This is a genomic window from Pseudomonas sp. xss_2, from assembly GCF_043104195.1.
Classification (GTDB): domain Bacteria; phylum Pseudomonadota; class Gammaproteobacteria; order Pseudomonadales; family Pseudomonadaceae; genus Aquipseudomonas; species Aquipseudomonas urmiensis.
The window spans coordinates 29,585-49,676 of the sequence record NZ_JBICKL010000070.1; the positions used below are offsets into that span (position 1 = coordinate 29,585).

Consider the following 20,092-nt stretch of genomic DNA (forward strand, 5'->3'; position numbering starts at 1 on the left):
GAGAGCCTGCATGACCCAGATCTACGACACCCTGATCATCGGCGCCGGTATTGCCGGCGCCTCTGTTGGCTACCGCTTGGCTGGCCAGCGCAAAGTCCTGCTGCTCGAGCGTGAGGCGCAGCCTGGCTATCATTCCACCGGGCGCTCGGCGGCGATGTTCATGGAGGCCTACGGCACCCCGCAAATCCAGGCCCTGACCCGCGCCAGCCGGGCGTTCTATGAGGCGCCGCCGGAGGGCTTCTGCGAGCATCCGCTGCTCGAACCTCGCGGCTGCCTGTATGTCGCCAGCGTGGAACAGCGCGACCTGCTCAAGGCGACCTACGCACAGAACCTGGCCAATGGCACCCAGGTCAGCTTGCTTGATCGCGACGGCGCCCTGGCCCTGGTGCCGAGCCTGCGTGGCGAGATTCTCGCAGGCGCGGTACTTGAGCCCGGCGCGATGGACCTCGATGTACATGCCTTGCACCAGGGCTTTCTGCGTGGTTTGCGCCAAGCAGGCGGTGAGCTGCGCTGCAACGCTGAGTTGGTCCAGGCGCACTTCCTGGATGATCTATGGCAGGTCGAGCTGGCCGATGGCAGTTGTATCAAGGCGCGGCAATTGGTCAACGCCGCTGGTGCTTGGGCCGATCAGGTTGCTGAGCAATGTGGCGTGGCCAAGGTCGGCTTGCAGCCTTGCCGGCGTACTGCCTTCACCTTCCCCGGGCCTGCGGCGCAAGACTTCGCCCGTTGGCCCGCGGTGATCGGCGTCGACGAAAGCTTCTACTTCAAGCCCGATGCCGGCCAGTTGCTCGGCTCGCCGGCCAACGCCGACCCGGTCCAGCCGCAGGACGCTGCGCCAGAAGAGCTGGACCTGGCGCTGGGCATCTACAACATCGAAGCCATCACCACCCTTGAGATTCGTCGCCCCAGCCACAGCTGGGCGGGGCTGCGTTCATTCGTGGCCGATGGCGATCTGGTGCTTGGCTTTGATCCAGGCATGCCGAGGTTTTTCTGGCTGGCGGCACAAGGTGGCTACGGCATCCAGTCGGCGGCGGGCGCCTCACGCCTGGCGGCGGACCTGCTGCTGGGCCAGCCGATCTGCACCCGCTTGACCACCCAGGGGGTAGTGCCTGAGCTGCTGTCCCCTGCACGTTTTCAGCAACCGTAATCAGGAGCTTGTCATGAGCAATGAAATCCAGCGTTTTCCGAGCAGTTTGCCGTTTCCCTTCTCCCGTGCAGTCAAGGCTGGAGGCTTTGTGTTCCTCTCGGGCCAAGTGCCGATGACCCCGGGCGGTGAGGTAGTACGCGGCGATATCCAGGCCCAGACCCGCGCGGTGTGCGAGCGTATTGGCGAGAGCCTGGCCGCGACGGGGGCGCGCTTCGACCAAGTGGTGAAGGTGACCGTGTGGCTGTCGGACATGAGCCACTTCGCCGGCTTCAACGAGGTGTACAAGGCGTTCTTCGGCGCGGCCTTGCCGGTGCGTTCTACCGTGGCTTCGGCGTTGGCGCTGGGGGTGGATGTGGAGATTGAAGTGCAGGCGTTTGTCGGGCAGAGCTGAGTGGGGCTGGGCCTGCCAACCCGTGCAAAAACCAACAAGAACAACAACTAACAGCCAGAGGTTCACATGCAAGAGCAGCTGAAGATCGCCGGTGCCTTCATCGGTGTGATCGTGGGCGCGGGGTTCGCGTCCGGACGGGAATTGTTGTTGTTCTTCGTCGACTTCGGAGTCTGGGGCTTGGTCGGCGCGGCGGTCAGTGCTGCCTTGTTCACCTTCCTGGGCATGGCCCTGGCGGGGTTGGGCAACCGTCAACAGGCCACCTCGCACAAGGACGTGATCCAGGCCATCTGTGGCCGTCATCTGGGGCTGTTCGTCGATTGGCTTATCACCTTCTTCATGTTCGCCGTGACCGTGGTGATGCTCGCCGGTGGCGGGGCGTTGCTCGAACAGCAGTTCGGCATACCGGCCCTGGCCGGCAGCGTACTGGTGACGCTGGTGGTGGTGGCGATCGTGTGCCTGGATGTGCAGAAGGTGATTCTGGCCATCGGCGCCATCACGCCGCTGCTGATTCTGGTCGCCTCGGCGATTGCCTTGTACGCCGTGTTCACCCGCGAGCAGAGTTTTGCCGAGCTGGATGTGCTGGCCAGCCAGCAGCAGGCAGGCACTCGGCACTGGTTGCTGGGGGCGTTCTTGTATGTGTCCTACAACATCGTTGCCGGTGCGCCGATCCTGGCGATTCTCGGTGGCTCGGCCAAGGGCGAGAAGACGGCAATCTGGGGTGGGCTGATTGGCGGGGCGGCGCTGGGTTTGCTGATGCTGGTGATGAGCGCCGGGCTGTTGTCACGCTTGGACAGCGTGGCTGAGCTGCCGATGCCGATGTTGTCGATTGCCAACGAGGTGTCGCCACTGCTGGGCGTGGTGATGTGCCTGATCATCTTCGGCATGATCGTCAACACGGCGGTGGGGACGATGTTTTCGTTCTTGTCGCGGCTGTTGCCGGCGGGGACTGCGCAGTTTCGCTGGGGCTCGCTGGTGACGGGCGTGGCGGCGTTCGGCTGCAGCCTGGTGGGGTTCATCAGCCTGGTGGGCGAGGTGTATCCGTTCTTCGGCTACCTGGGCTTCGTGCTGATGGCGGCGGTGTTGCTGGCGTGGGTGCGGCGTGGGCGGGTGAGTAAGGCGCTGGCGGTCTAGATGCATCGCGAGGCAAGCCCGCTGCTACAGGATCGGTATCGACCGGTAGCAACGGGCTTGTCCTTGGCTGGTTAGATTCGGAAACTACCCACCAACTGCTTCAAACGCCCGGCCTGCTGGCTGAGGGCATCGCAGTGCACCAGGGTCTCGTTGAGGTTCTGCACCCCTTGCTGGTTCAGCGCGTTGATCTGGGTGATGTCCAGGTTGAGGCTTTCGACCACCGCCGTCTGCTCCTCGGTCGCGGTCGCCACCGATTGGTTCATGCCGTCGATCTCACCGATGCGCTGGGTGACGCTGGCCAGGCGCTCACCGGCTTGGTTGGCGACTTGCACGGTCTGTTCGCTGGACACCTGGCTGGCGTTCATGGTGTGCACCGCTTCACGCGAGCCCACTTGCAGGCTGGTGATCATGCGGTGGATCTCTTCGGCCGACTCCTGGGTGCGGTGCGCCAGGTTACGCACTTCGTCGGCCACCACGGCAAAGCCACGCCCGGCTTCACCGGCCCGCGCGGCCTCGATGGCAGCGTTGAGGGCCAGCAGGTTGGTCTGCTGCGAGATGCCCTTGATCACGTCGAGGATCTTGCCGATGTCGTCGGTGCTGGCATTGAGGGTTTCGATCTGCTCGCACGACTCGCTGATCTTCAGCGACAGCGCGGTCATGGCGTTGATGGCATCGTCGACCACCTGGCGGCCGTCATGCGCCTGCTCGCTGGCGCCGCTGGCGTGCTGCGAGGCATCGGCGGCGTTGCGGGCGATTTCCTGGGTGGCGGCGCCGAGCTGGTTGATTGCCGCCGCCACGCTGTTGGTGCGCATGCTTTGCTCTTCGGAGCCAGTGATCGAGGCGTTGGAGGCGCTCACCACTTTTTCCGACAGGTCATGTACCAGGCGGGTGGCCGAAGACACTTCGCTGATCGAGGCGTGGATACGCTCGACGAAGCGGTTGAAGGAGCTGGCCAGCTCGCCGAACTCGTCTTTGTTCTGCACATCCAGGCGGCGGGTTAGGTCGCCTTCACCTTCAGCGATATCGCGCATGGCCCGGCCCATGGTGGTCAGCGGGCGCATCAGCACTGGAATCAACAACCCCAACAGGCCTGCGATGGCCGCCACGGCGATGAGCATGGCGATGATCGCCGAGGTGCGGAATTGGCTCAGCGCTGCGAAGGCCTTGTCTTTGTCGATCGACAGGCCGATGTACCACTGCGCCGAAGGCAGGCCGGTCACGGGTGCGAACGAGATCAGTCGCTCTTCACCGTTGAGGGTCACATCCTGCATGCCCGACTCGACCCGCAGGTTGCTGGCGGGGTAGATGTCCTTGAGGTTCTTCATCAGCTGGCTTTTGTCGGGGCTGACGATCACTTGGCCATCGCGATCGGCGAGGAACGCGTGGCCGATGCCGCCGAAGTCCACCGAGTTGATGATCTCCACCAGGGTATCGAGGGTCAGGTCACCGCCGACCACGCCGATCAGCTGGCCATCGGCCTTGGCTTTGACCGGGGTGGCGATGGTCACCATCAGGCCGCCCACTGCGCCTTGGTAGGGGGCGGTCAGCACTGTTTGTCCGGCGCTGGCAGCGGCGCCGTACCAGGGGCGCTGGCGTGGGTCGTAACCTGCCGGCATCTGCGTGTCGGGGCGCTGGGTGAACACGCCGTTGGCCTGGCCAAGGTAGGTAAACAGGAAGTTGCGCGTGTAGGAAGGCTGATCGACCAGCCCCGCCAAGTTGTCGCCAGCGCCTTGCTGGCCGATGTCCTGGGCGAGGTTTTCCAGGACCAGGATGCGTCCGCTCATCCAGTTCTGCACGCTGCTCGCTGTGAGCGCGCCGGACTGCTGGACCGTCGATTCGATATTCTGGCGAATCGTGCTGCGTTGCAGGTAGTCGTTGTAGAGGGTGAACAGTGCGAATGCCAGGACGACGACACCGCAGGCGCTGAGGAGAATCTTGTGGCGGAACTTCAGGTTCATGTTTCGAGACCTTGAGCCATTTCTTGGGGGAGGGCGCCGTGCGCTCGTGGCGCGATGGCGGGACCTTTCAAAGGTTTTATCGGCTCAGGGTGAAAAATGTTGAAACAGTTACCGGCTGTTCTTCATGCGATGTCGACGGACGGCTATGCCAACAACTCAACCAATGTCCGCGCGCCTTGGCGCAACGGCTGCTGCTTGCCCCAGAACGCATGCACAGGCAGCTCCAGGGCATTGTGCGTGTTATGAAAATCCAGCCGCACCAACCGCCCGGCAGCTATCAATGGCGCTACCCGTGACACGGGAAAATCGCCCCAGCCAAGCCCGGCTTCGACCATCTGCAAGGCCAGGTCCAGGCTGTTGCTGCGCCAATGACTGGCGCCGATCAGCGAGCGCGGGTCGGCCAGAGGGAGCTCGCTGCTACAGACCAGGATCTGCCGCACGTTGACCAGATCCTCCAGGTAGCGGATGCGTCCGCTAAGTAGCGTCGGATGGTGAGGTGAAAGTGTTGCGACCAACGACTCGCTGGCGATGTGCTGAAAACTGCGGCGTGGATCGACCTGCAGCCCGGCAAAGGCCAGGCACAGGCTGACCCGACCGCTGTCGAGCAGTTGCAAGGCCTCCTCTTGCGGGGCGCTGAGCAGCTCGATGTCGAGCAATGGGTAGCGCTCGGCCAGGCTGGCAATGGCGCGTAACAGGGGGCGGTGATCGATGTCTGGCACCACGGCAATGGCCAGGCTGCTTTCCAATCCCTGGGACAACTCCAAGGCATGCACTTGCAGCAACCCCAGCTGCTCGGCGATCAGCCGGGCATGCGGCTCCAGAGCCTTGGCCTGGGCAGTGGGCCGGGCCTCGCGCGAACCGCGCTCGAACAGCGCATAGCCAAGCTCCGCTTCGAGGTTGCCGATGGCCATGCTCACCGCCGAAGGCACCCGCTTGAGCGCCCGCGCCGCTGCCGAGAACGAGCCGTGGTCGAGTACCGCGAGAAACACCTGGATGGTATCGCTGGAAAAATTCATAGGGTCAGCTCCTTTCAATTAATTTGAAAGCTGCTGACTTTCTCTGTCAAGTTGATTGAAGCATCCTGCACCGCTTTCGTAACCGCATCACCCGAGGTAACCCGGTGCAAGGACTTAAACGCAAACTGGTCTACGTGACCTTCTATGAACTGATCGGCCTGTGCATGTCGACCCTTGGGCTTGCCTACCTGTCGGATACCCAGGCGTCGCACACCGGGCCCTTGGCGGTGATGATCACCACCATCGCCATGCTCTGGAACCTGATCTACAACAGCCTGTTCGAGTGGTGGGAGAGCCGCCAGGTCAAGCGCGGGCGCAGCGTGGCGCGGCGGATTGGCCATGCCATAGGCTTTCAGCTGACGCTGGTGGTGTATTTGATTCCGCTGATTGCCTGGTGGCTGGACATGACCCTGATGGAAGCATTGTTGGTGGACCTGGCGTTCATCGTGCTGGTGCCGTGCTACACCTTTGCCTACAACTGGGCGTTCGATCGGATCTTTGGCTTGCCGACTTCGGCTATGGCCACGGCTTGAGGTTAGCTGCCCCGGCCTCATCGCGGATCAGCGACAACCCTGTAGAAGCGGGCTCGCCCCGCGATGAGGCCGGTGCAGGCGCCTGTGATTGTGCATCCTTGCTCAAAAGGCTGTCCTCCACCTGCCCCGACAAGTAATACACCCCAGCCATCGCGCCACTCTGGCGATTCTCCATCAGCTCTTTCCATTCCTCGTTTAGCGCCACATTCAGAATCACCCGCAACTGCTCGACCATCTGTGGATGTTCACGATCGTGGGTCATCATGCCGATGCCGGTCGCCGCCACCGAAATCAACGCCCCCGCCGCCTTGCCCACCGCAGCGGCGACCGCACTGGCGATACCGCGCGGGGCCAGGGTCGCGCCAAGTTTTTCACTGGCGCGGGTGGCCACCGATGACAGCCCAACCTGGGTCTTGCTGGCCAGCTTCGCCGCCTGCTGATTGAGGTGCTGGCGTAAAGCAAGCCAGGCCGGTTGCTCATTCAGCGGCTTGGCCCTGAGCAACTGGTACAGCGTGGCGTTACGCGCATCCGGCGGGCCCAGGGCGATTGCCGGGACACGGTTGAGGCGTTGGCTGATCTGATCGGGCGGGGCGTTATAGCGCTGGATAATCGCTGGCAACTGTTGGCCGAACAGCTGCAAGTACAATTCGCTGGCGCGATCACGGATAGCCTCGGGATTGATCTGTTCGGCCACCGGTTCAATCACCCGGTCGTGATACTGCTCTTGCAGATATAACGCCAAGCGTTTCTCCGGTGGATCAGCGCCATTGCCGCTGTTCATCTTGTACCAGGCCACTTTCATGGTCAGCCATTGCTGGGTCCAATAGCCGGTGAACCATGGAATGAAGTCGCTTTCGGTGCGCTGCTGAACCTGCTCCTTCCACACCCGCATCGAGCGCCGGGCATAGTCATTGGCTGAACCTGTGGCGCCGACCGAAGCCTCGATCAGCTCCTGGTCGATCTGTTGCCACATCGCTGCGCTCAGCACGGCAGGCGGCGGCGGGGCAGGCGGGCGCTTGCTGGCGCAACCGGAGAGGGCCAGCAATAGGCAGAGCACGACCAATGCAACACGCGGGTTCACGCAAATAGCCCCCTGGATAGAGGCTGGGTGGTTACCTGATTATAGGTAAGGGCAGGCAGTGGGGCCGGAAGGCGGCCCCTTTTGCGGCAAACGGCATGCCTGCCCGCGCTTATCGCCAGTTCAGCACATTGCGTGCGGGCCGAGGTCCAACTTGGCTTCCAAGCGGTCCAGGTGCTCATGCATCAGCGCCAGGGCCGCCTGGCCGTCGCCGCTCTCCACCGCATCGATAATCGCCGCGTGTTCCTGCCAGGCGCAGTGTTCGCAGCAAGGCGATTCGTAGCGGGCGATGATCAGCGAGGTCATCGGCACCAGGCCGTTGAGAAAGCGCGCCAGCGGCGCGTTGGCGGCCATCTGCGCGAGCTTGAGGTGAAACTCGCCGCCCAGGCGGATCGCCGTGCAGCGTTCACCGCTTTCATGGTGCTGGCGTTCGCGTTCGACCAACTGGCGTAGCTGGCGGATCTGCGTGGGCCGCGCACGCTGGGTGGCCAGGGTGATCAACGTGGTCTCGGCCAGGCGCCGGGCGCTCAGTACCTGGCGCGCTTGCTCTGGATCGGGTGCTGCCAAGTGCGCCGTGTGGCTGGGGCGCTGGACCACCACTTGCTGGTCCGACAAGCGCCCGAGCACCCGCCGGATCACCGTGCGGCTTACCCCAAAGGCGTTGCCCAAGGCCTGTTCGGGTAGGGCGCTGCCGGGTGGCAGGCGCTGTTCGAGGATGGCGTCGAACAGGCGCGGGTAGATCTGCTCGGCCGACAGGCGAGTCTCGCCAGCGCTGAGCAGGGCGGGCAAGTGCGAGGCGGCGTGGGCGCAGGCGGTCATGGTCGCTCTCCTAGATTCAGGGCCCGGGATGTTCGTCCGGGATATTCAGTTCGATGCCCATGCGCTGGCCTTCCTGAAGAATGTGCCGACGCATCTGAGCGCTGGCCTGGGCGCTGTTCTTGTCACGGATGGCGCGCACCACCGCTTCGTTCTCGCTTAGCCGCGCGGCCAGGTGTTCTGGCGAGTTGCGCAGCATGTCGGCGCTCTGCTTGAGGGCATTGCCGGTCTGCTGCACCACGCTCTGGAAGATCGGGTTGGTGGTCAGGGCGAACAGCGCCTGGTGAAAGGCGATGTAGGCGCCAACGCCGGCTTCACTGTCACCGGCATCCAGCGCTTCGCGCATGTCCATCAGGGTCAGGCGCAATTGGCCGATGTCCTGGCTGTTGGCCGACTGCGCGACCAGGCCGACGATGAACGGCTCAAGCGTGTAGCGCAGCTCCAGTACATCGGCCAGGCTGGCTGTGCCCACGCCATCGCTGAGGTGCTCGGGCTGGGCGGCTTCGGCCTCGAGTACCAGCACGCCCTTGCCGGGCAGCGAACGCACCAGGCCGAGAGTTTCCAGCACGGTTACCGCTTCACGCAGGCTGGGCCGGCTGATGCCCAGTTGTTCGGCCAACTCGCGCTGGCCCGGCAGCATCTCGCCAGTGCGCCACTGGCCACGAGCCAGCGCCTGGCGCAGTTTTTCCACCACTGAGGTGACCACGGTCGATGAGCTGATCATGGTTTGCTCCCTGTCGAAGGTTGCATCAAAGCTCCTTGAACAGGCCGGCGCGGTGGCCGGCCTGGGTCAATCAGAATTCCTGTTGATGGGCGTTGGGCTGCTTGCGCGGCAGCGGCGCGAAGCCCGGCTTGCCGCTAAGCACGTTGTTGGCCCGCTCAAGATCGATGTCTTTCTCCCAGCGCGCGATGGCCACGGTGGCGACGCAGTTGCCGATCAGGTTGGTCAGCGCCCGGCCGATACCCATGAACCAGTCCACCGCCAGCACCAGCACCAGGCCAACCACCGGGATCGCCGGCACGGCGGTCAGGGTCGCGGCGAGAATCACCAGCGCCGAGCCTGGGATGCCATGCGCGCCCTTGGACGTTACCAGCGACACCAACAGGATGGTCAGCAGGTCAGTCATGGCCAGCGGCGTGCCGGTGGCATTGGCGATGAACACGATAGCCAAGGTCAGGTAGATGGAGAAACCGTCGAGGTTGAACGAGTACCCGGTAGGGATGACCAGGCCGACCGTCGAGCTGCCGATACCCAGATGCTCAAGCTTGCGCATGATCTGCGGCAGCACGGCGTCGGACGAGGCGGTGCCCATGACGATGGTCAGTTCTTCACGCAGGTACTTGATCAGTGGCAACAGCTTCAGGCCGGAAAGGCGCATCACCGTGCCCAGCACGATCAGCACGAAGCCTGCGCAGGTCAGGTAGAACAGCGCCACCAAACCGCCCAGGTGCTGCAGCGACTCCAGGCCATATTTGCTGGTGGTGAAGGCGATGGCGCCGAACACGCCCAGCGGCGCCAGGCGCACGATCATGCCCATGATGCGGAAGATCACGTGGCTGAGTTCGTTGATCAGCCGCGAGATACCCGAGGCCGACTCGCCCACCAGGTTCAACGCGCTGCCGAACAGCACCGAGAACAGCAGCACTTGCAGAATGTTGTTGTCAGCGAAGGCGCCCACCACCGAGGTGGGGATCAAGTCCATCAGGAAGGTGGCGGTGCCATGGATGTGCTGGCCGCGCTCGGCCAGGCCATTGGCGTCGGCCGTGGACAGCTGATCGAGGTGGATGTTGGCACCGCTGCCAATGCCGGAGGTGAAGGCGAACACCAGGCCGATGACCAGGGCGAGGGTGGTCAGCACTTCGAAGTAGATCACCGACTTCAGGCCAATCCGACCGACCTTCTTCAGGTCGCCAGCACCGGAGATGCCGCTGACCACCACGCAGAACACGATCAGGCCGATGAGCATCTTGATCAGCTTGATAAAGCCGTCGCCGAGGGGTTTTAGCTGTAGGGAGACTTCGGGAAAACTGAGGCCGCAGGCAATGCCCAGGGCAAGCCCTAGCACCACTTGGAGGAAGATCGAACGCGAGCACCATTTAAGCATGGGAGGGGTCTCTGATCGGTGTCCTTGCTTCGATGGCGCAGGGTCAAAGAGCGCAGGACTTAATTATTGTGGTCTTACCGGTTTGTTCAGTGCGCCCCCATAAAAGCGCGAAAAATCACACAAAGCAAGCGATTTTGGCCTTACCGGTCTGACCAGTTGTGGTGCAGTTATGTCTCGACCGCTCTGGTCTGGTGCACGCGTAGTTTTCAGGCCTTGGCCAGCGCCTGATTGACGGCGGTGATCAGCTTGGCGAGGTCCTTGGGCGCTGCGTTGTGAACGACACCGAACAGGTAGGCGCGCTGATCCTCTTCGTCGTCCGGTTCGGCGAAGAAGGCCTTGAGCTTGATCCCTAGCACCCTGGCAAACACCTGCAACGCGTCAATGCTGGGGGTGTAGGTGCCGGTTTCAAAACGACTGATGGTCTTGGGGTCGAAGCCGCTTTGCTCGCCAAGCTGAGCCTGTGTCAATCCGGCGAGCTTGCGGTAGCGACGCAGGGCAGATCCTAGACCTGACATCGTCATCTCTTAATTCCCATTTGGAATCAAGAACTTAACGATATATATCGTCATAGCGCAACGCCATGATTCATCACATTTATTGGCAAAATGTGATGAATTTCGTAGAATCGGCTTCTTTGACTGATCAGTCATTCAAGTTAATGTCCAAGGTGATTCGACCGCCTGTAAGGTCGCGCTAGCCGTTGTTGGACATTGGAGCTGGTCAAGGATGAACGGTTCCGGTAAGCCGCTGCCATCAAGGCAGGGCGCCGTTTCGTCTGCGAATGGAGTCTCATCGTGCGCCTCAACCTGCCGGTTTCGCCGGTCGAACAACGTTTCCCGCCAGAGCAACGGCTCATCTCGGCCACCGATACGGCCAGCCTGATCACCTACTGCAATGCCGAATTTGCCGCCATCAGTGGCTTCAGCCAAGCTGAGCTGATCGGCCAGCCGCACAATCTGGTGCGCCATCCCGATATGCCCGAAGCGGTGTTCGAGGACATGTGGCGCTACCTCAAGGCTGGCAAAAGCTGGATGGGCATCGTCAAGAACCGTTGCAAGAATGGCGACTTCTATTGGGTCAATGCCTATGTGACGCCGATTCTTGAAGACGGGCGGCTGGTTGGCTATGAGTCGGTGCGCGTCTGCCCAACCCGCGAGCAAGTGCAGCGCGCTCAGGCGTTGTATGCTCGCTTGCGCGCAGGCAAGCCCGCCTTGTCATTCGGCCGGCGCCTGGCAGGTCTTGGTCAGGCTATGGCTTTGCCTGTGGCGGCTGGGGCGCTGGCGGTTGCGGCTAACCAGCTGTGGCCGGGTCTGCCGGGGCAGGGGCTGACGCTAGCGTTGTTCGTCTCATATGGGGTATGGGCCAATGGCGGTGTTGGCCGGCAACTGCGGCGGATCGTCAACGGCGCCGAAGGCACGTTCGCCGACCCGATAGTGGCGCTGACCTACAGCGATTTGCCCGGCGCCGCTGGGCAGCTCGAGCTGATTCTGATCGGCGAAGAGGCGCGGCTGAAAACCGCGCTGACGCGCTTGAGCGATCTGGCCGGACAAATGGCCGTGGCCGCCGGTGATGCCGGTCGGCTGTCGCGCAGCACCGAAGAGGCGCTGCTCGAACAGCGCGCCGAAACCGACCTGAGTGCCACGGCCATGACCCAGATGGCCGCCTCCATCGCTGAAGTGGCCAATCATGTGCAACTGACCGCAGGCGAGGCGCACACCGCGCATCAGTTAGCGGAGCAGGGCAGCCAGGTGGCCGATGCCAGTGGCACGGCGATCCGTGACTTGGCCGGCACGGTCGATCAGATCAACCAGGCGGTCACCGAGCTTGCCGGGCAGACCGATAACATCGCCGAAGCGGCGGGGATGATCCGCGCCATTGCCGAACAGACCAACCTACTGGCGCTCAACGCCGCCATCGAGGCGGCGCGTGCGGGTGAACAGGGCCGAGGCTTTGCCGTGGTCGCCGACGAGGTGCGGGCGCTGGCCGATAAAACCCGCCAGTCCACCTTGCATATCCAGACCATCATCGACGGTTTGCGCGGCGGTGCCGAGCAGGCCGTGGCCATTGCCAGTCGCGGTATCGCCGGTGCTGAGCAGGGCGTGGCGCGGGTGCTCGAGGCGCAACATGCCCTCGACGGCATTCGCCAGGCGGTGCAGCGCATCAGCGACATGGGCCAGCAAATGGCCACGGCTTCGCAACAGCAATCGGCGGTGGCCGAGGATGTCTCGCGGCAGATCAACGGCGTGGCGGGCATTGCCCAGCAGAGCGCGCTCAGTGCCAATGCCGCGGCGTCGCGCGGCGCCGAACTGGAACAGGTGTGTGCCGGGCTGCGCGCCCTGGTTGAGCGCTTCAACCGCTAAGGCATGATGTACATGGATGATATCTATCGCGCGGCTGTGGACGCGGCCGCGATCTTTTCCGAAACCGACCTGCGCGGGCGGATTACCTACGTCAACGAGCAGTTCTGCAGCATCTCCGGCTATAGCCGCGAGGAGCTGCTGGGCGCCAACCACCGCATCCTCAACTCGGGCTTGCACGAACCGGAGTTCTTCCTCGAAATGTGGCGAGCGCTGGTCGCTGGCCGGGTGTGGAAAGGCGAAATCTGCAACCGCGCCAAGGACGGCTCGTTGTATTGGGTCGACAGCACCATGGTGCCGCTGATCGATCCGCAGTCGGGCAAGGTGCACAAATATGTGTCGATCCGCTTCGACGTCACCGAGAAGCGTCAGTTGCTGCACACCTTGCAGTGGCGGGTCGGCCACGATGTGCTGACCGGCCTGCCCAACCGCGCTTATCTCTCCGACCTGCTCAACCAGGCCTTGGCCTTTTCCCGCCGCGAGGAAATCCCGCTGGCGGTATGCATGCTCGACTTGGATGGCTTCAAGGCGGTTAACGATGGCTACGGGCATGCCGCCGGTGACCTGCTGCTGATGGAGGTCGCCCAGCGCTTGCAGGGCATTTTGCGCGCAGGTGACTCGGTGGCGCGGCTATCGGGCGATGAGTTCGTGCTGATCTTGCGTCACATCGATGGCAGTGCGCCGCTGCATGCGGCGTTGCAGCGCATCCTCCACACGTTGGCCGCGCCGTATCTGATTCGTGAGCGCAGCCTGTCGCTGAGCGCCAGCATCGGCGTCACCCTGTTCCCACAGGACGACGAGGACGCCGATACCCTGGTGCGCCATGCCGACCAGGCCATGTATGTGGCCAAGCAGCGAGGGCGCAACCGGTATCACCTGTTCGATGTGTCCCAGGAGCAGGAGCAGAAGGCCACCCACCAGACCGTGGCGCGGGTGCGCCAGGCCCTGCATCAGGGCGAGCTGTGCCTGCACTATCAGCCGAAGGTCAACATGCGTACGGGCCAGGTGTTGGGGTTCGAGGCGTTGCTGCGCTGGATGCACCCGGCCAAGGGGCCGGTGCCACCCGGAGCATTCTTGCCTTTAGTGGAGCAAACCGACCTGATCGTCGAGATCGGCGAATGGGTCATCGACCAGGCCTTGGCCCAACTGCAAGGCTGGCAACGCCAGGGCCATCGCTGGTCAGTCAGCGTCAACATCGCCGCCCGCCACCTGCAACGCAGCGACTTCGTCCAACGCCTGCAAGACGCACTTTCCCGCCACGCCGAGGTCTACCCCAAGCAGCTGGACCTGGAAATCGTCGAGTCCGTCGCCATCGAGAACATCCACCATGTCAGCCGTTGCCTGGAGGCTTGCCAAGCCCTGGGTGTGCGCTTCTCGCTGGATGACTTTGGCACTGGCTATTCGTCGCTCAATTACCTCAAGCGCCTACCGACCCAGACCATCAAGATCGACAAATCATTTGTGCGCGACATCCTCCATGACCACGACGACCTGGCCTTGACCGGCGCGGTCATCGGCCTGGCCCGTGCGTTCGATCGTGAGGTGATCGCCGAGGGCGTGGAGAGTGTCGAGCATGGCCGGCTGCTGATGGAGCTGGGTTGTGAACTGGCCCAGGGCTATTGCATCGCCCGGCCCATGCCGGCGGGCGAAGTGGTGGGTTGGGTGGCCGACTACCTGCAGCCGGCGCAGTGGCTCACACCTGTGGCGCCGTGCTCTTGACCGAGGCCAGTTCCGGGTGCGCGACCAGTTTGTCGATGTGCAACTCGTCGTTGTTCATCCAGGTCTCGGTCAGCACCCGGTAGTGCTCCATGTCGCGGCAGCGCATGCGCAAGCTGTAGTCGAAGTGGCCGCTGATCAGCTGGCATTCATACACCTGCGGGCAGGCACGCACGGTGGCCTCGAAGGCTTTCTGCGCGGCGCGCCCGCTCTGGTTGGACAAGGCCACCAGCACCAGCAATGACAAGCCCGGCGAGACCGTTTGCAGGTCGATGATTGCGCCATAGCCGCGGATCACACCGCGTCGCTCCAGCTTGCGCACCCGCTCCAGGCAAGGCCTGGGAGTCAGGTGCACGAGGGTCGAAAGCTTCTCATAGGTGATGCGCCCGTTGTGCCGCAGCACATCGATGATGGCTTCATCGATGCGGTCCAGTGCGGCAGGGGCGTGAGCGGTGTTGGCCTTGGTATCCATATGCGGCGTGACTTCACTTAAGACGGTTGGAAAGGAACTGCCGCAGGCGATCGCTCTGGGGGCGATCGAGGATCTCGGCGCTGCCGTGCTCCTCGACCAGGCCCTGGTGCAGGAACAGCACCTGGCTCGACACCTGGCGGGCGAATCCCATCTCGTGGGTAACCATCAGCATGGTACGTCCTTCCTCGGCGAGCGTCTGTATCACCTTGAGCACTTCCCCGACCAGTTCGGGGTCGAGGGCTGAGGTCGGCTCGTCGAACAAAATGATCTCCGGCTCCATCGCCAGCGCGCGGGCGATGGCCACCCGCTGCTGTTGGCCGCCAGAGAGAAACGCTGGGTACTGCTCGGCTGCGCGCGCGGGCAGGCCGACCTTGTCCAGGTAGGTGCGGGCGCGGGCCTCGGCTTCGCTGGCACTGATGCCCAGCACCTTGCGTGGCGCCAGGCAAATGTTCTCCAGCACGGTCAGGTGGCTCCACAGGTTGAAGTGCTGGAATACCATCGCCAGGCGCGTGCGCAGGTTCTGCAATTGAGCCGGCGGCGGGGTGCGGGTGCCGGGGCGGATCTCAAGGGTCTGGCCGTCCAGGGTGATACTGCCGGCGTCGGGTTGTTCAAGGAAGTTGATGCAACGCAGGAAGGTGCTCTTGCCCGAGCCGCTGGCGCCGATCAGGCTGATCACATCGCCCTTGCGCGCTTGTAGCGAAACACCCTTGAGCACCTGGTGCTCGCCGTAATGCTTGTGCAGGCCGTCGACGCTGAGTTTGCGGGTGCCGCTGAGGCTGTGGGCGCCAGGGGCGAGTTCGGTGATGGGCAGGGACAGGGCAGACAGGGGCATCGGTTCAGCCTCGGGTAGGGTTCAGAAAACGCATCCAACGGCGCTCGGCCAGTCGGAACAAGCCGACCAGGGCGAAGGACAACAGCATGTACAAGATCGCCGCGACGCCGAAGGCCTGGAAGGTCAGGAAGGTCGCGGCATTGGCGTCGCGGGCCACCTTGAGGATGTCGGCGACAGTGGCGGTGAAAGCCAGCGAAGTGGCGTGCAGCATCAGGATCAGTTCGTTGCTGTAGGCCGGTAGCGAACGGCGCAAGGCTGCTGGCAGCACCAGGAACAGGTTCAGCCTCCAGCCGCTCAGGCCATAGGCTTGGGCCGCTTCCATCTCGCCGTGGGGGATGTTGCGGATAGCCCCGGCGAAGATCTCCACGGTGTAGGCGCAGGTGTTGAGCACCAAGGCCAGCAGGGTGCAGTTCAAGGCGTTGCGAAAGAACTGGTCGAGCAGGGCGTAATCGCGCACCACCTCCAGGCTGTACAAGCCGGTGTAGCAAATCAGCAGCTGGATATACAGGGGGGTGCCGCGAAACACGAAGGTGTACAACTGCACCGGCAGGCGCAGCCAGGCGCGGCGTGAGACCCGGGCCAGGGCCAGCGGCAACGAGAGCAGCAAGCCCAGGAGCATGCTGACCACGAACAACCAGAGGGTCATGGCCAGGCCGGACAACCCACTGCCGTCGCTATAAAGGTAGGCCAGGCCGTATTCCTGAAGCAGTTCGATCATCGCGCCAGCTCCTTGATCCCGGTGTTGTAACGCCGCTGCAGGTAGTTGAGCAGGCGATTGGAGAGGGTGGTGATCAACAGATAGACCAAGCCTGCGATGCACAGGAAGAACAGCATGTCGTTGGTGGTCTTGCCGGCGTTCTGCGCGGCCTTGACCAGGTCGGCCAGGCCGATGATCGAGACCAGCGCGGTGGACTTGAGCAGCACCAGCCAGTTATTGCCCAGGCCCGGTAGGGCGAAGCGCATCAGTTGCGGGAACAGCACCAACGCAAATCGTTGTGCCCGGCTCAGGCCATAGGCGGTGGCCGCTTCCAATTGGCCTGCGGGCACGCTGAGGATGGCGCCGCGAAAGTTCTCGGTGAAGTAGGCGCCGTAGATGAAGCCCAAGGTCAGCACGCCGGCGCTGAACGGGTCGATTTCAACGTAGTCCCAGCCCAGCGCTTCGGTCAGGTCGTTGAGCCAGATCTGCAGGCTGTAGAACAGCAGCAGGATCAGCACCAGGTCAGGCACGCTGCGGATCAAGGTGGTGTAGAGGGTGGCGGGGATGCGCAGCAGGGCTGAGCGCGAAAGCTTGGCGCAGGCGCCGATCAGGCCCAGCAGCAGGCTCAGGGCCAGCGCCAGCAGGGCCAGTTTGACCGTCATCCAGGTGCCTTCGGCCAGCAACGGGCCGAAGCCTTGCAGGCCGCTCGTGAGCAAGTCGTTCATGGGGTAGGGATCTCGTGGAGGCCACTTCGCCGGCAAGCCCGCTGCCACACAATGGTGTGGACAGCGAGGTGAGCTACCGGTCAGGTCATTCGTTGTAGATATCCAGTTCGCCGACGTACTTCTTCTGGATCGCGGCATAGGTGCCATCGGCATGGATCGCGGCAATGCCCCTGTCGAGCAGGGCCTTGAGCTCGGGATCGGTCTTGCGCAGGCCCATGGCGATGTCCAGCGGCAAGGTCGGATCCTTGATCGCCGGGCCTGACTTGAAGCCTGCCCCTTCGGGCTTGGAGAGGAAATTGAGCTGGGCTTCGAGCTTGTCGGTGACGGTGGCGTCGAGGCGGCCGTTGATCAGGTCGGCGTAGTTCTGGTCTTGGGACTGGTAAGCCTTGACCTGGGCACCCAACGGCGCCAGCTTGGCGCGGGCATAGGCTTCTTGCAGCGAGCCTTGCAGCACGCCGACCAGTTTGCCCTCGAGCGATTCTGCGGTTTCGCCGAAGTCAGCCCCGTTGCGCACGATGACTGAGGTGGGGCTGAGGAACAGGCGCTCGGTGAAAGCGATCTGCTTGAGCCGCGCCGGGGTGACGGCCATCGACGACATGATGGCGTCGAACTTGCGTGCGCGCAGAGCCGGGATCATGCCGTCGAACTCGTTGTGCACCCAGGTGCATTTGACTTGCAGCTTGGCGCAGATGGCATTGCCCAGCTCGATGTCGAAGCCTTGCAGGCTGCCGTCTGCGGCGACTGATTCAAACGGGGGGTATTCGGGGAACACGCCGAAGCGGATTTCAGTCCACTCCTTGGCCTGGACGGCGCTGGCGCACAAGGAAAGCAGAAGGACGCCGAGGCGTTTTCGCATGCGGATCATATGAAGGTCCCTGGGTGTTGTTATTTGAAGTAGGGGCAGTTCAGAACGGTCGGTTGCTGTTGTTATGGGTGACTCATCGGTCAGGGCTCAGGATGCGCGAGCTAGAGGGTTTTTTTGTGTCGTTTGGTGTGTGCTGGGCTGACCGATTCGGTTGTTAGGTTCGTGTTGGCAGCAGAATCGGCTGTGGCGACACAGGTTTATAGAAGTGCGACAGCGGTTTTAGCGTGGGTTTTGGCGTTTTGGGGCCTGCAATGCAGACCCCAAAAACCGTTCAGGCAATGCGTTTGACGCTGGCCACCTTCGGCTGCAACAGCGCGTACAGATCCTTCGGATTCTCAAGCGTCGGCACCAGCGCGATGTCACTGCCAATCTCCAACGCCTTGGCCTCATCCAGCACATAACGCAGCGCCGAGTAATCCTCGATGGCAAACCCGACCGAGTCGAACAGGGTGACCTGCACCTCACTCTCGCGCCCGGCGACCAGCCCCTGGACCACCTGCCAGAATTCAGTGGTCGGCGAGTCCGCCGGCATCTGCTGAATCTCCCCCTCGATGCGGCTCTGCGGCTCGTACTCGACGATCACCCGCGCTCGCTCGACGATCTCCCGGTGTAACTCGGTCTTGCCGGGGCAGTCGCCGCCCACGGCATTCAGATGCATGCCCGGTTCAATCATCTGCGGGGTGAGAATGGTCGCGTAAGCCTTGTCGGCAGTCACCGTGGTGACGATGTCGGCGCCGCGTACCGCCTCGGCCACGGAGCCTGCAATAGTCAATTTCAAGCCAGGGTAGCCGGCCAGGTTGGCCAGCAGCTTGGCCGATGCGTCGGGGTCGATGTCATACAGACGGATCTCCTCGATCCCCAGCATCGTATGGAAGGCAATGGCTTGGAATTCGCTCTGCGAGCCATTGCCGATCAGTGCCATGCTGCGGCTGCCAGAGCGGGCCAGGTAGCGGGCGGCCAGGGCTGATGTGGCGGCAGTACGGATGGCAGTGGTCAGGGTCATTTCGCTGAGCAGCACCGGTGCGCCGGTGTCGACGTCGCCCAGGGCGCCAAAGGCCATGACCGTGAGCAGGCCATTGTGGGTGTTCTTCGGATGGCCGTTGACGTACTTGAAGGCATACAGGTTGGCGTCCGATACCGGCATCAACTCGATCACCCCGTCAGGCGAGTGGTTGGCCAGGCGTGGGCATTTCTCGAAGTCGTGCCAGCGCAGATAGTCCTGGCGGATGTACTCGGCCATTTCGCCAAGGCAGCTGGGCAGGCCCTTGCGATTGACCAGGCGGGCGAGGTCTTGCACGTCGATGTAGCGGGTCATGATGGTCTCCTTCAAGGGTCAATGGCGCACGGGCAGGTGCACTTCGGCGAGCATGCAGCGGGCGCTGCCGCCGCCGATGCGTTCGATATGGTCGATGTTCACCACCACCGGCCGGTTGTGCCGCTCGACCTGGCTGCGCTGGCGGCTGTCGAGCGAGCGCCAGGCACTGCGCGACATCACCAGCAGTGGTTGGCCTTGTTTGTCGTGGACTTCGAGCATGTTGCCGGCGAAGTTCTCCAGCTGCTCGAAACCCAGGGCAAGGATGTCTTTGCCGGTATCGCGCAGCGAGTGTTCCAAGGCCTTGCGTTCATGGGCGTGGGGCAGGGCATCGAGACAGGCGACGGCGAGCTGGCGGCCTACATTCATCATTACGTTGCTGTGGTAGATCGGCGCCTGCTGGCGATCAACGGCATGGAACAGGCACAGGCGATAGTCCAGCTGTTCGGCGAATTGGCGCAGCGCGGTCTCATGGGTGCGGTCGGAGTGGCAGGCGTAGCTGATCCGGTGTTCGCGGTCCAAAACCATGCTGCCAGTGCCCTCGAGGAACAGATTCTGCTGCTCCAGCGGGCTCAGATCGATGGTCTGGCCGATGCTGAAACGCTCGCGGATAACCTGCAAAACGCCCTTGTCGCGCTCCAGGCGGCGGTTGTGGCCCTCCATGGGGTAGAGCACCAGGCTGCCGTCGGCATGGCTGCTCCACCAGTTGTTGGGAAAGATCGAGTCTGGGGTGTGCGGCTCAGGGGTGTCTTGCACCACCAGTACCTCGACCCCGTGCTGGCGCAAGGTGTCGACGTAGCCATCGAACTCTTCCAGTGCTTTGCGGCTGGCGCTTTCTGGATCCAGCGGGGCCTGCTGGAAACGGTTGTTGCTGGCGGTATCGGGGTTGAAGGCGAACCGCGCCGGGCGAATCATGAGGACGGTATTTGTTGTTTGCATTA

Annotated in this window: 20 protein-coding genes and 2 pseudogenes; 7 read left to right on the forward strand and 15 right to left on the reverse strand. The window is 63.0% G+C overall.

Annotated elements, in window-relative coordinates:
• Positions 1-10: 10 nt before the first annotated feature.
• The 3 genes from ACF8K2_RS17405 (at position 11) to ACF8K2_RS17415 (ending at position 2,669) form a co-directional block, all read left to right on the forward strand.
• Positions 11-1,147, forward strand: coding sequence for an NAD(P)/FAD-dependent oxidoreductase (locus ACF8K2_RS17405; RefSeq protein WP_392466362.1), 1,137 nt, complete (start codon positions 11-13; stop codon positions 1,145-1,147).
• Positions 1,148-1,160: 13 nt separating this feature from the next.
• Positions 1,161-1,538 carry a RidA family protein gene (locus ACF8K2_RS17410; protein ID WP_186555036.1) on the forward strand — a complete coding sequence of 126 codons (378 nt, stop codon included), beginning with the start codon at positions 1,161-1,163 and terminating at the stop codon, positions 1,536-1,538.
• Between the two features lie 66 nt (positions 1,539-1,604).
• The gene (locus ACF8K2_RS17415) at positions 1,605-2,669 is read left to right on the forward strand and encodes a hypothetical protein (protein WP_392466364.1); all 1,065 of its coding nucleotides are present in this window, start codon (positions 1,605-1,607) and stop codon (positions 2,667-2,669) included.
• Between the two features lie 71 nt (positions 2,670-2,740).
• Here the strand turns inward: ACF8K2_RS17415 and ACF8K2_RS17420 are convergent, their stop codons facing one another.
• From ACF8K2_RS17420 to ACF8K2_RS17430, 3 genes and pseudogenes are all read right to left on the reverse strand, one after another.
• Positions 2,741-3,481 carry a methyl-accepting chemotaxis protein gene (locus tag ACF8K2_RS17420; RefSeq protein WP_372353318.1) on the reverse strand — a complete coding sequence of 247 codons (741 nt, stop codon included), beginning with the start codon at positions 3,479-3,481 and terminating at the stop codon, positions 2,741-2,743.
• Positions 3,482-3,595: 114 nt separating this feature from the next.
• Positions 3,596-4,627, reverse strand: a pseudogene (gene mcpA, locus ACF8K2_RS17425) (methyl-accepting chemotaxis protein McpA); the annotation flags it as partial.
• A 143-nt stretch (positions 4,628-4,770) separates the two neighbouring features.
• Positions 4,771-5,643, reverse strand: a complete 873-nt coding sequence (locus tag ACF8K2_RS17430; RefSeq protein WP_392466365.1) for a LysR family transcriptional regulator — start codon at positions 5,641-5,643, stop codon at positions 4,771-4,773.
• Positions 5,644-5,747: 104 nt separating this feature from the next.
• On the opposite strand from ACF8K2_RS17430, the gene ACF8K2_RS17435 reads away from it, so the two are divergent.
• A complete protein-coding gene (locus ACF8K2_RS17435) occupies positions 5,748-6,176 on the forward strand; it encodes a PACE efflux transporter (protein ID WP_264235469.1) in 429 nt (142 codons plus the stop codon).
• Here ACF8K2_RS17435 and ACF8K2_RS17440 read toward each other — a convergent pair.
• The 5 genes from ACF8K2_RS17440 to ACF8K2_RS17460 all read right to left on the reverse strand — a co-directional run bounded on the left by ACF8K2_RS17440 (position 6,160) and on the right by ACF8K2_RS17460 (position 10,696).
• Positions 6,160-7,257, reverse strand: coding sequence for a hypothetical protein (locus ACF8K2_RS17440; protein ID WP_392466369.1), 1,098 nt, complete (start codon positions 7,255-7,257; stop codon positions 6,160-6,162). The two genes, ACF8K2_RS17435 and ACF8K2_RS17440, sit on opposite strands and share 17 nt — an antisense overlap.
• Before the next feature lie 120 nt (positions 7,258-7,377).
• Positions 7,378-8,073, reverse strand: a complete 696-nt coding sequence (locus tag ACF8K2_RS17445) for a GntR family transcriptional regulator (RefSeq protein ID WP_264235471.1) — start codon at positions 8,071-8,073, stop codon at positions 7,378-7,380.
• 16 nt (positions 8,074-8,089) lie between these two features.
• A complete protein-coding gene (locus tag ACF8K2_RS17450; RefSeq protein ID WP_368971364.1) occupies positions 8,090-8,794 on the reverse strand; it encodes a FadR/GntR family transcriptional regulator in 705 nt (234 codons plus the stop codon).
• Between the two features lie 70 nt (positions 8,795-8,864).
• A complete protein-coding gene (locus ACF8K2_RS17455; protein WP_186555030.1) occupies positions 8,865-10,175 on the reverse strand; it encodes a C4-dicarboxylate transporter DctA in 1,311 nt (436 codons plus the stop codon).
• Positions 10,176-10,381: 206 nt separating this feature from the next.
• On the reverse strand, positions 10,382-10,696 hold the full coding sequence (locus ACF8K2_RS17460; protein ID WP_186555029.1) for a helix-turn-helix domain-containing protein: 315 nt from the start codon (positions 10,694-10,696) through the stop codon (positions 10,382-10,384).
• Between the two features lie 273 nt (positions 10,697-10,969).
• Between ACF8K2_RS17460 and ACF8K2_RS17465 the strand changes: the two are divergent.
• The 3 genes and pseudogenes from ACF8K2_RS17465 to ACF8K2_RS17475 form a co-directional block, all read left to right on the forward strand.
• A pseudogene (locus ACF8K2_RS17465) lies at positions 10,970-11,251 on the forward strand (PAS domain-containing protein); the annotation flags it as partial.
• Between the two features lie 174 nt (positions 11,252-11,425).
• Entirely contained in the window at positions 11,426-12,535 is a 1,110-nt protein-coding gene (locus ACF8K2_RS17470; protein WP_392466476.1) for a methyl-accepting chemotaxis protein, read from the forward strand.
• 12 nt (positions 12,536-12,547) lie between these two features.
• Positions 12,548-14,251, forward strand: a complete 1,704-nt coding sequence (locus ACF8K2_RS17475) for a putative bifunctional diguanylate cyclase/phosphodiesterase (RefSeq protein WP_392466374.1) — start codon at positions 12,548-12,550, stop codon at positions 14,249-14,251.
• Here ACF8K2_RS17475 and ACF8K2_RS17480 read toward each other — a convergent pair.
• From ACF8K2_RS17480 to ctlX, 7 genes are all read right to left on the reverse strand, one after another.
• Entirely contained in the window at positions 14,226-14,720 is a 495-nt protein-coding gene (locus tag ACF8K2_RS17480) for an Lrp/AsnC family transcriptional regulator (protein WP_186555026.1), read from the reverse strand. The genes ACF8K2_RS17475 and ACF8K2_RS17480 overlap by 26 nt on opposite strands.
• A 13-nt stretch (positions 14,721-14,733) precedes the next feature.
• Positions 14,734-15,552, reverse strand: a complete 819-nt coding sequence (locus tag ACF8K2_RS17485) for an ABC transporter ATP-binding protein (RefSeq protein WP_368971370.1) — start codon at positions 15,550-15,552, stop codon at positions 14,734-14,736.
• 4 nt (positions 15,553-15,556) lie between these two features.
• On the reverse strand, positions 15,557-16,270 hold the full coding sequence (locus ACF8K2_RS17490; RefSeq protein ID WP_392466379.1) for an ABC transporter permease: 714 nt from the start codon (positions 16,268-16,270) through the stop codon (positions 15,557-15,559).
• Entirely contained in the window at positions 16,267-16,974 is a 708-nt protein-coding gene (locus ACF8K2_RS17495) for an ABC transporter permease (protein WP_392466381.1), read from the reverse strand. Before ACF8K2_RS17495 ends, ACF8K2_RS17490 begins: the two co-directional genes overlap by 4 nt.
• 85 nt (positions 16,975-17,059) lie before the next feature.
• Positions 17,060-17,839 carry an ABC transporter substrate-binding protein gene (locus ACF8K2_RS17500; protein WP_392466383.1) on the reverse strand — a complete coding sequence of 260 codons (780 nt, stop codon included), beginning with the start codon at positions 17,837-17,839 and terminating at the stop codon, positions 17,060-17,062.
• A gap of 271 nt (positions 17,840-18,110) precedes the next feature.
• On the reverse strand, positions 18,111-19,154 hold the full coding sequence (locus ACF8K2_RS17505) for an ornithine cyclodeaminase (RefSeq protein ID WP_392466386.1): 1,044 nt from the start codon (positions 19,152-19,154) through the stop codon (positions 18,111-18,113).
• An 18-nt stretch (positions 19,155-19,172) separates the two neighbouring features.
• The gene (gene ctlX / locus ACF8K2_RS17510; protein ID WP_264235481.1) at positions 19,173-20,090 is read right to left on the reverse strand and encodes a citrulline utilization hydrolase CtlX; all 918 of its coding nucleotides are present in this window, start codon (positions 20,088-20,090) and stop codon (positions 19,173-19,175) included.
• Between the last annotated feature and the right edge of the window lie 2 nt (positions 20,091-20,092).

Coding starts and splice junctions, on each gene's coding strand:
- ACF8K2_RS17490 (WP_392466379.1), bottom strand. CDS start 16,270: ATGATCGAACTGCTTCAGGAATACGGCCTGGCCTACCTTTATAGCGAC.
- ACF8K2_RS17420 (WP_372353318.1), bottom strand. CDS start 3,481: ATGCGCACCAACAGCGTGGCGGCGGCAATCAACCAGCTCGGCGCCGCC.
- ACF8K2_RS17500 (WP_392466383.1), bottom strand. CDS start 17,839: ATGATCCGCATGCGAAAACGCCTCGGCGTCCTTCTGCTTTCCTTGTGC.
- ACF8K2_RS17485 (WP_368971370.1), bottom strand. CDS start 15,552: ATGCCCCTGTCTGCCCTGTCCCTGCCCATCACCGAACTCGCCCCTGGC.
- ACF8K2_RS17405 (WP_392466362.1), top strand. CDS start 11: ATGACCCAGATCTACGACACCCTGATCATCGGCGCCGGTATTGCCGGC.
- ACF8K2_RS17460 (WP_186555029.1), bottom strand. CDS start 10,696: ATGACGATGTCAGGTCTAGGATCTGCCCTGCGTCGCTACCGCAAGCTC.
- ACF8K2_RS17415 (WP_392466364.1), top strand. CDS start 1,605: ATGCAAGAGCAGCTGAAGATCGCCGGTGCCTTCATCGGTGTGATCGTG.
- ACF8K2_RS17475 (WP_392466374.1), top strand. CDS start 12,548: ATGGATGATATCTATCGCGCGGCTGTGGACGCGGCCGCGATCTTTTCC.
- ACF8K2_RS17455 (WP_186555030.1), bottom strand. CDS start 10,175: ATGCTTAAATGGTGCTCGCGTTCGATCTTCCTCCAAGTGGTGCTAGGG.
- ACF8K2_RS17480 (WP_186555026.1), bottom strand. CDS start 14,720: ATGGATACCAAGGCCAACACCGCTCACGCCCCTGCCGCACTGGACCGC.
- ACF8K2_RS17495 (WP_392466381.1), bottom strand. CDS start 16,974: ATGAACGACTTGCTCACGAGCGGCCTGCAAGGCTTCGGCCCGTTGCTG.
- ctlX (WP_264235481.1), bottom strand. CDS start 20,090: ATGCAAACAACAAATACCGTCCTCATGATTCGCCCGGCGCGGTTCGCC.
- ACF8K2_RS17470 (WP_392466476.1), top strand. CDS start 11,426: ATGGCTTTGCCTGTGGCGGCTGGGGCGCTGGCGGTTGCGGCTAACCAG.
- ACF8K2_RS17445 (WP_264235471.1), bottom strand. CDS start 8,073: ATGACCGCCTGCGCCCACGCCGCCTCGCACTTGCCCGCCCTGCTCAGC.
- ACF8K2_RS17505 (WP_392466386.1), bottom strand. CDS start 19,154: ATGACCCGCTACATCGACGTGCAAGACCTCGCCCGCCTGGTCAATCGC.
- ACF8K2_RS17410 (WP_186555036.1), top strand. CDS start 1,161: ATGAGCAATGAAATCCAGCGTTTTCCGAGCAGTTTGCCGTTTCCCTTC.
- ACF8K2_RS17450 (WP_368971364.1), bottom strand. CDS start 8,794: ATGATCAGCTCATCGACCGTGGTCACCTCAGTGGTGGAAAAACTGCGC.
- ACF8K2_RS17430 (WP_392466365.1), bottom strand. CDS start 5,643: ATGAATTTTTCCAGCGATACCATCCAGGTGTTTCTCGCGGTACTCGAC.